The 16,073-nt window shown below is 45.1% G+C and carries 11 protein-coding genes and 2 pseudogenes; 2 read left to right on the top strand and 11 right to left on the bottom strand.

Annotation, left to right across the window (positions count from 1 at the left end; translation table 11 throughout):
* Positions 1-64: 64 nt before the first annotated feature.
* From metK to AAW31_RS19200, 9 genes are all read right to left on the bottom strand, one after another.
* On the bottom strand, positions 65-1,252 hold the full coding sequence (gene metK, locus AAW31_RS15230; RefSeq protein ID WP_046850880.1) for a methionine adenosyltransferase: 1,188 nt from the start codon (positions 1,250-1,252) through the stop codon (positions 65-67).
* Positions 1,249-4,446, bottom strand: a complete 3,198-nt coding sequence (locus AAW31_RS15235) for a cation-translocating P-type ATPase (protein ID WP_052752296.1) — start codon at positions 4,444-4,446, stop codon at positions 1,249-1,251. The genes metK and AAW31_RS15235 overlap by 4 nt, the downstream gene beginning before the upstream one ends.
* A gap of 220 nt (positions 4,447-4,666) precedes the next feature.
* Positions 4,667-5,476, bottom strand: a complete 810-nt coding sequence (locus AAW31_RS15240; protein ID WP_046850881.1) for an EcsC family protein — start codon at positions 5,474-5,476, stop codon at positions 4,667-4,669.
* A gap of 199 nt (positions 5,477-5,675) precedes the next feature.
* Positions 5,676-6,377 carry a phosphate signaling complex protein PhoU gene (gene phoU, locus AAW31_RS15245; protein ID WP_046850882.1) on the bottom strand — a complete coding sequence of 234 codons (702 nt, stop codon included), beginning with the start codon at positions 6,375-6,377 and terminating at the stop codon, positions 5,676-5,678.
* A gap of 29 nt (positions 6,378-6,406) precedes the next feature.
* The gene (gene pstB, locus AAW31_RS15250; RefSeq protein WP_082110488.1) at positions 6,407-7,306 is read right to left on the bottom strand and encodes a phosphate ABC transporter ATP-binding protein PstB; all 900 of its coding nucleotides are present in this window, start codon (positions 7,304-7,306) and stop codon (positions 6,407-6,409) included.
* A gap of 23 nt (positions 7,307-7,329) precedes the next feature.
* A complete protein-coding gene (pstA, locus tag AAW31_RS15255) occupies positions 7,330-8,628 on the bottom strand; it encodes a phosphate ABC transporter permease PstA (RefSeq protein ID WP_046850883.1) in 1,299 nt (432 codons plus the stop codon).
* Positions 8,621-10,003 (bottom strand): phosphate ABC transporter permease subunit PstC, encoded by a 1,383-nt coding sequence (gene pstC / locus AAW31_RS15260; RefSeq protein ID WP_046850884.1) that lies wholly within the window; start codon positions 10,001-10,003, stop codon positions 8,621-8,623. Before pstC ends, pstA begins: the two co-directional genes overlap by 8 nt.
* A 57-nt stretch (positions 10,004-10,060) precedes the next feature.
* On the bottom strand, positions 10,061-11,107 hold the full coding sequence (locus AAW31_RS15265) for a PstS family phosphate ABC transporter substrate-binding protein (RefSeq protein ID WP_052752297.1): 1,047 nt from the start codon (positions 11,105-11,107) through the stop codon (positions 10,061-10,063).
* A 321-nt stretch (positions 11,108-11,428) separates the two neighbouring features.
* Positions 11,429-12,118: an Hsp20/alpha crystallin family protein gene (locus AAW31_RS19200; RefSeq protein ID WP_052752298.1), complete on the bottom strand. Its 690-nt coding sequence runs from the start codon at positions 12,116-12,118 to the stop codon at positions 11,429-11,431.
* Positions 12,119-12,889: 771 nt separating this feature from the next.
* Between AAW31_RS19200 and AAW31_RS15280 the strand changes: the two genes are divergently transcribed.
* Complete coding sequence (locus AAW31_RS15280; RefSeq protein WP_046850886.1) at positions 12,890-14,323, top strand: hypothetical protein; 1,434 nt, start codon at positions 12,890-12,892, stop codon at positions 14,321-14,323.
* 146 nt (positions 14,324-14,469) lie between these two features.
* Here the strand turns inward: AAW31_RS15280 and AAW31_RS20160 are convergent.
* Positions 14,470-14,586, bottom strand: a pseudogene (locus AAW31_RS20160) (transposase); the annotation flags it as partial.
* Positions 14,587-15,147: 561 nt separating this feature from the next.
* On the opposite strand from AAW31_RS20160, the gene AAW31_RS20955 reads away from it, so the two are divergent.
* Positions 15,148-15,546, top strand: coding sequence for a hypothetical protein (locus AAW31_RS20955; protein WP_144412994.1), 399 nt, complete (start codon positions 15,148-15,150; stop codon positions 15,544-15,546).
* 138 nt (positions 15,547-15,684) lie between these two features.
* Here AAW31_RS20955 and AAW31_RS23925 read toward each other — a convergent pair.
* A pseudogene (locus AAW31_RS23925) lies at positions 15,685-15,806 on the bottom strand (IS982 family transposase); the annotation flags it as partial.
* Between the last annotated feature and the right edge of the window lie 267 nt (positions 15,807-16,073).

Here is a 16,073-nt window from a genome sequence, read left to right on the forward strand (position 1 = left end):
GAATATTGCCTAATGCAGGCAAGCTATTTCCCCGCAAAGGAACGAGCTTATAGGTTCTAACACTCTAGCCGGATAATAAATTAATTAAATCTGTTTTTTCCCAAGGCAACTCGATATCATCCCTTCCTACATGACCATACACCGCGAGCTTCCGATAGAAACCCTCTTTATTAGCAGACAAATTTCGCAAGTCAAACTGTTTAATCACAGCACCAGGTCGAAAATCAATGACATCGAGTAAACGCATCGCAATGTCATGATCAGAGACAGTGCCAGTACCAAACGTGTTGACTTGAACGGTTACTGGCCTCGCCTGACCGATACAGTAACTCACCATCACTTCACACTCTTCAGCCAAACCTGCCGCAACGACATTTTTTGCGGCATAACGCGCGATATAATTGCCAGTACGGTCAATGCGCAAGGGATCCTTGCCACTCAGTGCAGCACTGCCCATACGGCAATATTGACCATAGCTATCGATAGCGACTTTTCTGCCGGTAAGTCCAGAATGTACTTTTGGACCACCGCCGAAGAAAGGTCCTTGCGGATTGATATAAATATGAGTACTTTCATTAATACCAATACCATTTTGCTCTATGACTGGCTCAACTACATGTTTGATTAATGCCGCATTTAAATCTCCGGCATTATCGCTATAAACCTCATTGTGACTAGCAACCAGCACCATACTGTGAATGCGTTCCGGCTTGTTGTTTATATATTCAACTGCGACTTCCGACATTCCATCGGGCAACAAACCGGATATAAGTTTACTTTCACGCACTAGCGACAATTGCCGCGCGAATTGATGTGCCAGCCAGATTGGCATAGGTAGCATGGTTGGCGTTTGCTTACAGGCATAGCCAAACACGGTTGCATGATTTTCCGCAGTAACCTTGTCTAACTCCACATCACTCATTTGAGTTTCGTCACCTAAGCTACATCCATCCGCAGGTAACTCAGCGAAATTGGTGAGTATGGTACAGTCTTTAGCATTAAAATCAGGCTGATTGTAACCCACATTTCCAATCACATAGCGAGCAATCTCAGGAATATCCACCACCGCATGCGATGCAAACCGTGCCGCAATGAATACTACCCCACTCGCGACTGCACACTCTGCATTTATGCGCGAACAAGGATCATGCTGCAGAAATTGATCAACAATAGCATCGCTGATTTGATCACATAGTTTATCAGGATGGCCTGCAGTTACCGACGCGGAGGTAAATATGAAGTTTGCTGTCATGCAGCCGTCTCCTTATTTGTTTGTGAAACATTAATGGTAGATGTGTATGTGTCACTTTGATTATGTGGGTTGTGTATTTCAGGTTGGATGATGTGCTTGAAACTGTCATTGATCAGCATGGGTGCTACAGCTCCTCCTGCAATGGCCAGCAAATCGAGCACATTAAGCGGCGTTGAACCGAGCCCACTGCGTAAACCAGGAATTAACATTGCCATAACTTGTAATAGGCCAGACCCGGCAATAGCATAATTCAAATAGGGATTACGCGGCAATGTGCCACGATTAAATATGGAATGGCTTTCTGAGCGGCAGGTAATCGAATGGAGCAATTGCGCGAGTGTCAGCGAGTTGAAAAGTATAGTATTAGACTGCGGACCAATCCCGTAGCGTAAAAATCCATAGCCATATGCTGCCATAGATCCGGTGGTGATGATGGTGGACTCCCGCGCCATACGTATTAAATCCTGGCGTCTGATGATTTTCTCTTGAGGATCACGTGGCGGCTGCCGCATTAAATCTGCTGCTGGCGCTTCCATGGATAAAGCAAGCCCAGGGAATATGTCAGTGACAAGATTAATCCACAGAAGTTGCTTCGGACTTAATACTTCACCCGCCCCCACCGCAATACCGGCCAGCATCACTTCGATTTCGGACATGTTGGTGGATATCAGATAGTGAATAGATTTGCGGATGTTGTTATAAATAGCACGCCCCTGTTCCACAGCGGCAACCATGGTATGTAAGTTGTCATCTTCCAATACGACATCTGAGACTGAGCGCGCCACATCGGAAGAAGCGCCACCCATAGCAACCCCGATATTAGCTGCCTTTAGCGCGGGACCATCATTAATGCCATCCCCTGTCATGGCAACAATCTTGCCGCTCTTCTGGATAGCTTGCACAATTTGCAGTTTGTTGGCTGGGCTGACACGGGCAAACACATGCACATTGTGAATCAAGCCACTTAATATTTTTTGATCGAGTTTTTCCAAGCGGGTGGAATCAAGAATTTGCAAGGGCTTCCCGTTACTTAAATTCAGTTGCTTGCCAATTGCATAGGCAGTACTGGATTGATCTCCGGTAATCATGACGGTATGAATGCCAGCACGGTGGAACAAGCGCATCAAATCCGGCATACCGGTGCGTAAAGGATCCGTCATTCCCACCAAACCAAGCCATATTAAATTTACAGGCGCACCTTCGTCTTTTATTGGTCTGATTGGCCTTTCAGCGTAAGCCACAGCCAGCACACGTAGTGCATCTCCTGCCATTTGATTGTTAATGTTGCTCATCGCTACACGAAACGCATCGTCTATCGGATGTATACCATCTTGGTCCTGATAAGAATCACACAACATTAATACTTCCTGCGGACTACCTTTCACGGCAATCAAATGCCGTTTTCGCGGCAAACGGTGAAAAGTGCACATATATGGCCGGTTTTCGGCGCGATACTTGATTTTATAGTGAGGGTAGTGCTGCCGCAGCGCATCAATGTTCAAATCACTACATCTGGCAAGCTCCAGCAAGGCGTTTTCTGTCGGCGTGCCATTTATGCGAATCTGCTGCCCGCTATTCTGTTGCACTGATTCATTGCACAAGCTGATAATCTCTAAGAAGCGACGATAGCAATCATCAAAAAATCCGGCAAAAGGTTGATCCTCCACGAACAATTGCTCGCCTGACACAAAATAGTGCTTTCCGCCCACATAAGCTGTAACAGCCGTCATACGGTTTAAAGTTAAGGTGCCGGTTTTATCCAGACAAAATACTTGCACCGAACCGAGCGTTTCGACTGCGTCAAGATGGCGCACTGCCACGTTATATTGGCGCATTTTGCGAATACCGAGTGCAAGCGTAGTCGTGGCCACAGCGGGCAATCCTTCCGGCACGGCTGCTACCGCTAGCGAAATTGAACTCTTGAGCATTTGCAATAAACCATAGCCGCGTAACATGCCAAGGGCGAATACCCCCAAACAAATCGCACCACTGGTGAGTGCCAATCGGGTACCAATATGATCGAGTTCCTGCTGCATCGGCGTTTCAGGCGCGTGCGCTTCGCCAACAAGATTATGTATCTGTCCAATCTGAGTGTTAACACCGGTCGCGATAACCACACCTACGCCATTTCCGCCAGTTATCATGGTGCCCATATATACCATGTTGCGCCGGTCAGCGAGCGGCGTGTCCTGCCTGGCGATGGGTGACGTATTTTTTGAAACAGGCATGCTTTCACCGGTTAAGGCTGACTCATCCACGGTGAGCTGACTGGTTTTAATCACACGCGCATCGGCTGCAATAAAATCGCCCGGCTGCAACACCAACACATCCCCCACAGTCACATGCGCATGCGGGATCGATTGCATTTCACCATCGCGTATCACTTGTGCATGCCGTGGCGTAATTTTAGTCAGTAAACTAATAATCTTTTCCGCCTGCATTTCCGTGAAGAAACCAATACTCGCGTTAATCAGCACCACGCCCACAATAATGCCTGCATCCAACATCCCACCTGTTGCCAGCGAGACTACCGCAGAAACTGCGAGTAGCCCTACCGGCAACGTAAACAACTGGCCAAGAAACATGCTAAGCGGTGAGCGCCGGGCCATCTCCGGCAATTGATTCAAGCCATACTGTTGCAGCGCCCGCTGCACTGCATGCTTACTCAGTCCCTGGTGCACCTCTACCTGAAGTTTTTCAAGAATAGGGTTTACCTCAAGGACATGCCAATCGCTATTATCTTGAGGTGCCTTTGGGCTTGCGGAGATGCCTTGCGTGGAAGCGAATAAGCTTTGCGTATGTTTCCACAGCGCATCGAAATAGGCCTTGAAATGGATTAACGCTTTAGTATCAGTTTTGTTGAATGATCTGGTAAAGCGAACATCTTTAATGGCTTGCTTGCAGGCTTCAAGTAGCAAATAAGGCAGCTTATCCAGTGCGATATCTTTGCCATAAACAATCACTACTGATCCACTCAAGCTATTCACTCTAATGGTCATAATGCCTGAGATCGCTCCCATTTGCTGCTCCAGCTGCTGCCCCAACGCACTCGCACGGTGTAAGATATTGACATGATAGCGCGCTCTACCCGGCACACAAGTATGAACAGGTTTGATCTGAATTTTAACGGATGGTTTACCCAAACCAGGCGAGACTTGCGGCGTAGATTTAGATTCTGTATGGCTGATCATCATATAATATTTTATTGTACAGATGAGTTCACTTTATTGCTAAATCAAACCTGACGCAGGTACGCTGCAGACAATATAAATAAGACGGTAAGCACAAGCTGTTAATATCAGCCTTGAATTAGAAATAAATTATTGGTTGGACAACACTACAGCGTATTAGTGTACCCACAAAAGGAGCTTACTTTATAGTCTAGCTATTATCCTTTGACCTAGCCTTTTCTAATTATTTCCGCTCCGCCCGGCTGAAAATATCGTATTCGCGCCGTACCAGGTCGGGGCCGTATTTGCGCTCCAGCCGGCGCATCGTAAAGTGAGCACGAGCAACGTCTTGAAAATGCTGAATAAAAATAATATTCACCATTGCTCCACTCAGGGCGCCCAGAATGGGCACCATCTGAGCAGCCGCCTTCTCAGTCACCACGACCCCGAAACGGGCAGCAATAGCAGCGATCAATACCACTAAGGCTGGGTGGGAGGGCTGAAGGATGCCTTTTTCTAAGGCCTTTTCCGGGACCTTGGATAGGTGCAGAGCCAAGGCTATGCGGATGCCATAGTAGCCGGTTTCTGCAGCGTCATCCTCTTCAGTGCGGCCGCCTAGGGCCAGGACTTCCAGGCAAGCAAGGCGGGTGTGCAAGTCACCCAGATTTTCACCTTCACTGCGCGCGATATCAGCAATAGCGCGCAAAGTAATGATGGTAGACATCGGTAATTCGGCAATAACAGCGGGTAAACCAAAAAAACCACCGACAGCCCCTGAGGTCGCTGCCAATAACTTATGGTAGCCTTCTTGCGCAGCTATACCAGAATGACTATCGAGTGGGCTGATAACGCTTTCCAGCGCAGTCAGCAGAGTACGGTTCATGCCCTGACGCAAATTCGCGTGCCAAGTCTTAGGCAACAACTTGAGACTGCGCTCAATGGGCATACCAACAAAATGGGTCAGACGAACAGCCATGCTGGGATGCTCCAGATGCTTATAGGCAACACTGAGTGCCTTCACATCTTCAGGTGTGAGTTGCAGGGTTATAGTCATTTCTTACCTGGTAAATGAGAGATTATCCACAATGCCTCTATATGTCATGAGTCTAGCCCCTTCCAAACAAGCGGCCAATTACGGCCCTTTAGTTGAATATTCATCACTTATCCTAGTAAAACTAGAACCAGCATAGCGATACTGAAGATAAATAAATGTACTGTGAGAAAAATTCTAGACCAAACTATTCAGTATTGGTTCAAGTCTGTTCCATCTCAGAATGTCGAATATCCTCCCCGCTAACCATATATACTACATACTCCGCCAAATTACGCGCGTGCTCACCAATACGTATGAGTGATTTCATGACGAGTACAATATTGATGATGTGCCCAACGTTTCTTGCATCTTCCAGCACATATGTGGCAAGTCTTCGCAAGCCTGCCTGGAATTCTTCGTCCAGATCATCGTGACTGTTCAACAATTTTTCAGCTCTCTCCAGATCAAGCAGATCCAGAGTCTCAATGGCCTCTTTTAATAAAGTACATGCCAGCTTGCCTATTACCGCGATGTCACGCAGCAAGTAACTGCTTGGGTTAGAGTGCTCGTTGTTATACAGGGTGGTTGCTATGTAGGCTATTTTAGCAGCCTCATCGCCCAACCGCTCAAGGTCGGTAACCAATTTTGAGAAAGCCATGATGGCCCGCAAATCACGCGCTACCGGACAGCGTTTTGCCAATATTTCAGTAATGGTACTGTCTATGCTTTTTTCCATAGCATCTACCTGTGTTTCTCGTTCGGTGATCACGCGTATGATATCCAGCTTTTGTTGCTGAAAAGATTCAAGTGCCATTTGAACTTGATCATAGACAAGATCAGCCATTTGGAGTATTTCAGTATTAAGGCCATACAACTCACCATCGAAACGTCGAAAGGTATGACCTTCAAGTCGGGTAGCCATGTTTATTCTCCTCGATTCGCTTTAAGCATTTAACCAAAACGGCCAGTAATATAATCTTCAGTCAATTGATGCGCGGGAGCGGTAAAAATCTGCTCGGTGGTGCCGACCTCGATGAGATCGCCGAGGTGAAAATACGCGGTACGGTGTGACACACGCGCAGCCTGTTGCATGGAATGCGTTACAATAACGATCGAATAATTGGTACACAGTTGATCCATCAATTCCTCAATTTTGGCAGTCGCGATGGGATCAAGCGCAGAACAAGGCTCATCCATGAGAATGACTTCCGGATTCACTGCAATCGTACGCGCGATACACAAACGCTGCTGTTGCCCGCCTGACAAGCTTGTTCCTGGCTGATCCAGACGGTCTTTGATCTCTTCCCACAGCCCCGCTCTTTTCAAACTTGTCACCACGATTTCATCCAGCTCGACCTTGTCTTTGGCCAGGCCATGAATACGTGGTCCAAATGCAATATTTTCGTAGATGGATTTGGGAAAAGGATTGGGTTTCTGGAAAACCATTCCAATTTTGGCACGCAAGGGCACCACGTCAATTGATTTGTCATTGATATCCTGTCCATCCATCATAATGCTTCCGGTCACACGACAGCTTTCTATGGTGTCATTCATTCGATTAAGACAACGCAGAAAAGTGGATTTTCCGCAACCGGATGGGCCAATCATGGCAATAATCTCTTGGCAACCTATATCAATTGTCACATTCCTGAGGGCATGCTTGTTCTCATAATAAACATTAACATCCGTGCAACGTATACGAGGGTCAGCGACAGTCACCTCTCCCACGGTTTGCCTGTCATCACGGGAAACTGTGGCTCTTGACAAGTTTTTTCTAGCGTATTTTCTTCGTTCTACTTTTCGCCGTTCAAGCTGATTGCCTGGTAGTGCTATTTTAGCGATATCGATCATAAAAAATCCTATCCCAAATCATCTCACCAGCGATGTTCGAATTTCTTGCGAAGAATGATCGCCAGCGCATTCATGGCAAAAAGAAATCCGAGTAACACGATAATTGCTGCTGAGGTACGTTCAACAAATGCTCGTTCCGGACTGTCTGCCCATAAAAAGATTTGTACTGGCAGTGCCGTCGCTGGATCAAATATGTCTGACGGAATATCCACGATAAAAGCGACCATGCCGATCATTAACAAGGGTGCTGTCTCACCCAATGCACGAGCCATGCCAATGATCGCTCCGGTGAGCATTCCTGGGATAGCAATGGGCAACACATGAAAATAGACTGTCTGCATTTTTGATGCACCCACACCAAGGGCTGCATCACGTATGGAAGGGGGTACCGATTTTAAAGCTCCACGGCTGGCAATGATAATCGTAGGCAAGGTCATGAAGGCAAGCACCAATCCTCCAACCAGCGGCGCTGAACGAGGAAAGCTCATGAAATTAATGAATACGGCCAGACCAAGCAGTCCAAAAATAATGGACGGCACAGCAGCGAGATTATTGATATTAACTTCGATTAAATCTATCCATTTATTTTTGGGAGCGAATTCTTCCAGATAAACTGCTGTGGCAACCCCCATGGGAAGCGATAATATCAAGGTGACGATCAGCGTATAAATCGATCCCATCAATGCTCCCCATATTCCAGCAAGCTCCGGTTCACGTGAATCACCGTTAGTAAAAAATGCCGTATTAAACTTAAGCGTCAGCTTTTCTTTGGCTTCTAACTGATCAAGCCATGCAATCTGTACATCCCGCAGACGGCGTTCTGCCTCGGGCACATCTCGCATGATATGTCTTTTCATTAACATATCGACTTCATCATCCGCCGGCACCCATACCTGTTGGGTCTGCCCAATCAGGGCGGGGTTATCCATCACCCTCTTCCTCAACTGATAAGCCGCACCCGTACTGACGAGACTATATAACAGGCGCTTTTCATTACGATTAGTTACCTCAGGGAACTGCTTGCTCAAACTTACTTTGACTAAACTACTATAGTCGGCAGTAGAAAGTGCATCGGGTTGTCGTGTTCCTGCCGGATTGAGCAACTGTTCGTCAAAATTCACTTCCAGTTGAATAAATGTTTGCTGAAAAGCCGTGTAGCCTTTTGACACAATGGTGTAGAACAGCACAAAAAGAAACATCAGACTTATCATGATCGAGATCAGACCCATGCTGCGAAACAACTTTTCAGATAAGTGTCGTTTAGGCAGACTTGCCTTGACCTGATCAATCGTTTTTGTTCTGGAGGAGGCTGATTTATTCATATTGCTCCCGGTATTTTTTGACCACATACAATGCAATCACATTGAGTATGAGGGTGACCACAAAAAGCACCAGCCCCAATGCAAATGCTGCCAATGTTTTCGGACTGTCGAACTCCTGGTCGCCAACCAGCAAAGTCACGATTTGGACAGTTACAGTCGTAACGGATTCTAATGGATTGGCGGTCAAATTAGCTGCGAGGCCCGCGGCCATCACCACAATCATGGTCTCACCAATCGCACGTGACACTGCCAGCAGAATACTGGCGACAATTCCGGGAAGCGCTGCGGGTATCACGACTTTTCTGATAGTTTCCGATTGCGTCGCTCCCAGGCTATAAGCACCATCTCGCAATGATTGGGGCACTGCATAGATCACATCATCAGAAAGTGATGATACAAATGGAATAATCATGATCCCCATCACCACACCTGCAGCCAGGGCGCTTTCAGATGAAATCTCCAGTCCCAGTGATTCCCCCCAACCTCGGAAAAAGGGAGCAACCGTTAATGCTGCAAAAAATCCATATACAACTGTGGGAATGCCTGCAAGAATTTCTAGCATGGGTTTGCTCAAGGCACGCACACGTGATGAGGCATACTCAGATAAATAAATGGCGGACATCAGGCCGATGGGCACAGCGACCACCATGGCAATGAGCGATACCAGCAGGGTGCCAACAAACAAAGGTACAGCACCAAATGCGCCCGATGCACCAACCTGACCAGGCCGAATAGCAGTTTGAGGGCTCCATTCCAGTCCAAATAGAAAGTCGGTAAAAGGCACCGACTGGAAAAAGCGTATTGCCTCGAATAAAACTGACAATATGATACCCATCGTGGTAAATATTGCGATGGTCGAACAGGCTATCAGAAAAACCAGTATCGTATTTTCAACCTTATTGCGTGCCTTCTGTTGCTGATCAACATGAGATAATGCATAGGTAGCGCCAGTCAAACCGAGTGCTGTCATCACGACGAGTAATGCAATGTCACTGATGGTTTGTAAATGCCGATAATGGTCAGCCGCTGCGGCAATTTGTGGGAGAGCCGTGTCAGCTACCATGTTTCCGCTTACTACATTGCGAATTTCGTTGATGACAAGATTTAACTGTTGTTTTGAAGATGAAGTGACATCTTCTGGAAGACCTGCAATAACTAAATTGGTGATAATCGCTGACTCAGAAAATTGCCAGAAAGTAAAAATAATGAGTGCCGGAATACCGCACCAGAGCGCTACGTAATAGCCGTAGTAACGGGGCAATGAGTTTAGCTTACGAATATTACCATTTGAAACCACTAAAGCTCGCCGACGTCCATAGTAGAAACTGGCCACTATTAATACAAGTATAATAAGAAAAAGGATGAGCATATGCATATGCAATCTCAAGTCAGTAAAGGTGGCGCAGATACTATTGAATCCGATTAAAATCTGTTAATTACAAATTATGTTCGCCTTTAGCTGCTTAACAGTCTGAGCAACTTCAGCACGCTCTGCGGCTGGCAAAGGAACCAAGCCTCTGTCTGACAAATAACCTTCATCGCCCCAAGCTTTCTCACTGGTAAACTCGTTTAAATATTCCTTGATTCCTGGAATCATGCCAACATGCGCTTTTTTCACATAAAAGAACAGCGGACGGGAAATTGGATAGCTGTGATCTGCGATGGTATCGAATGTTGGTGCAGCATCATCTATAATTGAACCCTGTACCTTGTCAATATTCTGATCCAGGAAGTTAAACCCGAAAATACCCAACGACTTTGGATTTGTCTGCAGCTTCTGCAAGATCAGGTTATCATTCTCACCCGCATCGACATAAGCACCATCTTCACGGATGGTTTGACAAATTGCCTTATATTGCTTTTCATCCTTTTTTTCTATCGCAGCAATCCAGTCAAAGTTTTTACATCCTCCCTCCATGGCAAGCTCAACAAAGGCATCGCGGGTACCGGAAGTTGGGGGCGGACCCAGCACTTCAATGGCAACATCGGGTAATTTTGAATTGACCTGTTTCCAGGTCTTATAGGGATTGGGAACCAGTTTTTCGCCCCCCCTGGGATCGGGTACATTCTTGGCTAGCGCTAAAAACAAATCTTTCCGTGAAAACTGCAATGCCGTGGTTTTCTTGGAATTGGCGATGGCAATACCGTCATAGCCAATTTTTACCTCAATAACTTCAATGATACCGTTTGCTCCACACAAATCGATCTCTGATTTTTTAATCGCACGAGAAGCATTGGTGATATCAGGATGCGCCACCCCTACCCCACCACAAAAAAGCTTAAAACCGCCGCCTGTCCCTGTAGATTCAATTTTCGGCGTTTTAAAACCGGTTGTCTTACCAAAAGTTTCCGCCACTACTGTAGCAAAGGGATAAACCGTGGAGGAACCAACAATATTAATATAATCACGCGCAGCTTGAGCAAAACCGGGACTGGCAATCATCAGCATAATTGCTAGAATAAATGATTTTTTAAACATTTTTTCTCCTGGGCACAACACGCTGGTCAGTTTCAGAATGGGTAAATAGATTCTCCATTCACGACAAGGCTATACTGTATACTGCGTTTGTTACATAATTATGACAATACGAGCCTACGAGTCCCAAGGCATACACCATCCTGAAACCCAGGACTTGCTTTCCCAACCATGAAATTCCCTGACTGAAAGTTTTCAATTTGCTCAGATAACTTCACTTACGCACAGCCATATATTCCCCAGACAGACATAAGTACGCCTACTCTTGCCATCAATAAACAAACAAGAAAAATTATTCTTTCTCCAGGCAGGAGAATTTCTTAATTACTGGATTGCGAGTTCCTTGATAGCTCTCACATGTTTTTTTGGCAGCGTCAATTCTAGTACGCCGTTTTCATATCTTGCCTCAGCCTTATTCACATCGATTTCCTCATCTAATTTAAATGTCCGGGAAAGAGGTTCCTGAGAGCGTTCGAAAGAAATTATTTTTTCACCTTCTTTTTGGCCTACCTTTTCCCTTCTTTCTACATTAATAACAACACAGCTACTATCCAATTGAACTTTTATGTTGCTTTTATCTACACCAGGAATATCTACATAAAGCGTATAAGCAGAAACATTTTCAGTTAAATCAGCTTTCATTTTTGGAATCTCTCCTATATGTATGCCTAAATTATTGAGCCAATCTCCAAGCGTAATAAGTACGTCAGTTACATTACCGGGCAGCACTGATAATGGTTTTATAGTCGTCTCTTCACAAGGCAGTGGCTTGGCACTTATCTCACGAGGGGATTGCTGTGGAGTTGTTGTCTCGCCACGCGAACTAGAAGGTGACTTTTTGGCACCTGTTTCCTGTGTAGTGGTTGTCTCGCCGTGTGAAATTGAGTGTGACTTTTTGGTACCTCTTTCATCTTCCTCAGATATAGTTGATGTCTCGCCATGTGAAGTAGAGTGTGACTTCTTGGCACCTGTTTCATCTGGGTGAGATGAAGAGTGGTGTTTAGTACTTGTCATAATCGTTCTCCTCTCATCTATGAAAAGCGACCCTTTCTTTAAATCAATGCGTTTCTCAAATCAGTAACTATAGAAAGAGTATGGATTACACCTCATCGTCTTCATTTTATTCGTAGGGAGATATTGATTTGAGTTTACGCTATGCCCTTTCATACTCGACCCGTTTCCAAGTATTAATAAAAAAAGATTAGATGAAATAAGAGTCGAATACCAAAAGTAATATCCATAATACGCACCTAAAAAGAAAAAAAAATACGTATTAATACGTATCTAACGAGAGTTCAAGATAAGAAAAGAAGCAAAAGGAATTTGAATCGTTTATGGTCAAGCTGTTTTGAAAAAGGGTTTCATCCTAAGAGGAGTGAGATTCCGATGGATGCGATAGCGATTTTTTTGCAGTTGGCGACTTTTGTAAAGAGTTTGAGCCGTGGGGAAGTAGCACTGATGTTTATGTAAATGCTCGATCATTGAAACCGTCAAGGCCCCATTGAACAGCCCTCGCAAATCGAGCATTCTCGCCATCTCATCCCATTTAATTTTTGTTAACCGGTAGCCTGATTAGGGGCTTACGCATTCCCTGAGAAAAAACTCTTCAATATTAGGCTCTCTCAGGCTCTTCCAATCGTGATGTGATGATTCTTATGTCGAACTCACGTGTCGTTAATAAAAGCGTAACGTTCTTACACCAGAATTCACAGCGCCAGATGGATTTAATCATGTACTCTCTGATTTATCCGGCAAAATTTAATTTATTCTGCTAGGAATACTGTTATGAAAAATAAATCTTCTTTTATATTTGTGGTTGCTGCTTTGGTTGCTGGTTCTTCAATGCATACTGTTGCCGAAGGTGTTACCGGACCTTCTAGCTCTGCCTCCCCTTATCTGACACCCTTAACCAAGGGTGTAGAATTTACTTCTATTCTGACGGTAGGCGACAGCGTCAGGCTCAAGCATAAAGGCAACGAGACTTATCGCATGGTCGGCATTCCGGATGGTTTGGGTGCCTATGACAACAATGATGACACCATTACCGTAATGATGAATCATGAATTGCGCAACACAGCCGGGGTGGTACGTAACCATGGCGACAAAGGCGCGTTCGTGTCCAAGTGGCAAATTCGAAAGAACGATCTCAAAGTACTTAATGGCGAAGATTTGATCAAGAAACTTGAACTAACCAATCCCGACCAGACTGCCATCAATCGTCTATGCTCCGCCGATCTCCCAATGCCAGGCGCTTTCTTCAACAGCAACACCGGCAAAGGCTTTAGCGAGGGGCGCATCTTCATGAGTGGCGAAGAAGTTGATGCTGTCGGCCGCGCCTTTGCACATATAGCGGAAGGCCGTCAACATGGCATCTCTTATGAACTGCCCGCTTTGGGCAAAGCAGCTTGGGAAAACTTGGTAGCAAGCCCCTATGAGCAGGATAAAACCATTGTGGCTGGATTGGATGACGGCAGCCGTCTTGCCAGCAAGGTCTACTTTTATGTCGGTAATAAGCAAGAAGCCGGTAATCCAGTTGAAATGGCCGGTTTGACCAACGGTATCAGCTATCAGCTTCTGATTGGTTCTCATGTAACTGAGGCCACCATCCCGAATGGCCATACTGATCAATTTAACTTGGTCGCATCCGGCGGTACTGGTCTCAATCGCGTCGAAGACGGTGCATGGGACACAAAAAACCCAAATCGTTTCTATTTTGTAACTACTGACCAATTTGATGGTAATAGCCGTTTGTGGAGCGCTACATTTCAAGACATCACTAAACCAGAATCAGGCGGTGAAATCAAGGTGCTGATCGACGGGGCCGTGAGTGGTCCACAAATGATGGATAACATGACGGTCGATAGTGCCGGCAATGTCTGGATTCAGGAAGACGTTGGCAATCAGGTTCACCTCGGCAAGATCTGGAAATTCGAGCCGACTACCGGCAATCTGACCACCATTGCTCAACATGACGCCGAGCGCTTCATCTCTGACGCTTCAGCCGACATTGATGGTGCGGGCAATAAGCAATCTGACGAAGAGTCCTCCGGCATTATAGAAGTTACTGAGATGTTTAACGGTGTTCCTGGCTACGACACAGAGAATAGCCGTTATTTCCTGTTAGATGTGCAGGCACACTACAGTACCGTTAATGGCGTCGCACTTGATCCGGAACTGGTAGAGGGTGGTCAACTGTTGATGATGAAAGCGCCCAAGTAAAAGATCGCAGTCATGTCAGGGGGGCGCTTCCTGACATGATATTTTAACGTGAGTTCTACATAAGAATTATCGCCTTCCAGCTGGAAGAGCTTGAGAAAGCCTAATATTAAAGAGTTTTTTTCTCAGGGAATGCGTAAGACCCTAATCAGGCCACCAGTTAACAAAAAATTAAATGGGATGCGATGGCGGGAATGCTCGATTTGCGAGATGTTGTTCAATGGGTCGTTGACGGTTTCAATGATCGAGCATTTACGTAAACATAAGTGCTACTTCCCCACGACTCAAACTCTTTACAAAAATCGTCGCTTGTTTAAAGGTAATGTAAGGGGAAACACAGCAGCACCAGCAAATAAATCAACCGATAAGTTAATGACACACTGAGATATAAGAGCGGCCTTTGAAGGATGTATCGCTATTCATACATAAAACCTCCATGTTTGTTAACGGAGGCATTCAACTTTCTAAGAAAGCAGGGATGAGCTAATTTAAAAATCGTTTCTGATCAGCCTTACCTCGTTAGTACAAAAATCGTCTATCTTCATATTTCTGCAATAATCCATCAGTATTATAAAAGCCATCTAGGAATTGTCAGAAAATCATGGAATCGATTTCTAGCCATAGGTAGCTACTAGCTAAACTTCCTCCCATCAGGTAGTTACCTATTTTAAACCCTCAAGGGAGACGCAGCTGGCGAAGTGTATACCACTTGCATAACCTTTGCCGGGTATTTTTAAAATACGCTTACGAATCAGGTTGTGAAAAGTATTTAACCTCGTACCTATGCCGATCAATAAGCAATAACTTGTTATAGAAAGGATTATTAAATGATTAAAAGTACAAATTCAGCTACTCAATTATCAATCGAGAACAGGCCAGTTGATTATTTTTCTTCGGTGCATTCTTTGGGGCCAATTTTACACATGTTGAATACTCCATCTTCTACAGTTTGCGCAAACCGTGAGCCAAATTCACAGTCTTTCCTATATTTGAAACTAGCTAATTATTCAATGCTCGAAGCGATGGCAAGACATATGGGTATTAGTCTAAACGAGATGACAAATGAAGTAGTGACTATAGGTATTGCATATATTCTCAGTCATCTGAAAAAAAACTCAAAGAAGGAAATTAATGAATTGGCTGAGAAGGTTGTTCAGGAGGTTGAATTAGAAAATCTGTTGTGGGAAGAAAAAATGCCTAACGAACTGAATGATACAGTAGCTTAAATGTGTTTTGATAAAGCATATGAAAAATTAAAGTGATTTTTAGCGGCAAAGAACACGGAAACTATTGGAACTAAAAGCTTCCGCCTTAAAATTGATCAAGTTCCCAGAATTTTTAGAAATGTGAGTCCGATATAAGGATCACGTCACCACATCTGGAAGAGCCTGAGGGAATCTGATATTAAGTTGATGCTTTTTTCACGAAAGGGATAAGTCACTAGTCCAGCGATCAGATTAACAAAGAAGTTAAATGGGCTGCGATGGTGGAATGCTCGCTTTAACAGCACAAAGGTACCACAAGCCACTTTATAGCAGCTCAACAAAGCCGTTTTAACTCATTACTTGGAAAATAGCACCGCTGATGCTTCAAAACTTCACTAAAGAAACCATGCCATGGTTATCATGACTTCGCTTAGACATAGTTAGTTCTCCTCATCGCCGGTGCCGTTTCAGCGATAACTGTGATAAGCGTTGCCCCTACCACGGCTCAAATCCTTTACAAAAGTCATCAATTGCACAAAAAGCCACTA

The sequence above is a fragment of the Nitrosomonas communis genome, assembly GCF_001007935.1.
Taxonomy (GTDB): domain Bacteria; phylum Pseudomonadota; class Gammaproteobacteria; order Burkholderiales; family Nitrosomonadaceae; genus Nitrosomonas; species Nitrosomonas communis.

Bases quoted from the DNA above. Each gene is read 5' to 3' on its own strand.
- metK (WP_046850880.1), bottom strand. From the start codon at position 1,252: ATGACAGCAAACTTCATATTTACCTCCGCGTCGGTAACTGCAGGCCAT.
- AAW31_RS15235 (WP_052752296.1), bottom strand. From the start codon at position 4,446: ATGATGATCAGCCATACAGAATCTAAATCTACGCCGCAAGTCTCGCCT.
- AAW31_RS15240 (WP_046850881.1), bottom strand. From the start codon at position 5,476: ATGACTATAACCCTGCAACTCACACCTGAAGATGTGAAGGCACTCAGT.
- phoU (WP_046850882.1), bottom strand. From the start codon at position 6,377: ATGGCTACCCGACTTGAAGGTCATACCTTTCGACGTTTCGATGGTGAG.
- pstB (WP_082110488.1), bottom strand. From the start codon at position 7,306: ATGATCGATATCGCTAAAATAGCACTACCAGGCAATCAGCTTGAACGG.
- pstA (WP_046850883.1), bottom strand. From the start codon at position 8,628: ATGAATAAATCAGCCTCCTCCAGAACAAAAACGATTGATCAGGTCAAG.
- pstC (WP_046850884.1), bottom strand. From the start codon at position 10,003: ATGCATATGCTCATCCTTTTTCTTATTATACTTGTATTAATAGTGGCC.
- AAW31_RS15265 (WP_052752297.1), bottom strand. From the start codon at position 11,107: ATGTTTAAAAAATCATTTATTCTAGCAATTATGCTGATGATTGCCAGT.
- AAW31_RS19200 (WP_052752298.1), bottom strand. From the start codon at position 12,118: ATGACAAGTACTAAACACCACTCTTCATCTCACCCAGATGAAACAGGT.
- AAW31_RS15280 (WP_046850886.1), top strand. From the start codon at position 12,890: ATGAAAAATAAATCTTCTTTTATATTTGTGGTTGCTGCTTTGGTTGCT.
- AAW31_RS20955 (WP_144412994.1), top strand. From the start codon at position 15,148: ATGATTAAAAGTACAAATTCAGCTACTCAATTATCAATCGAGAACAGG.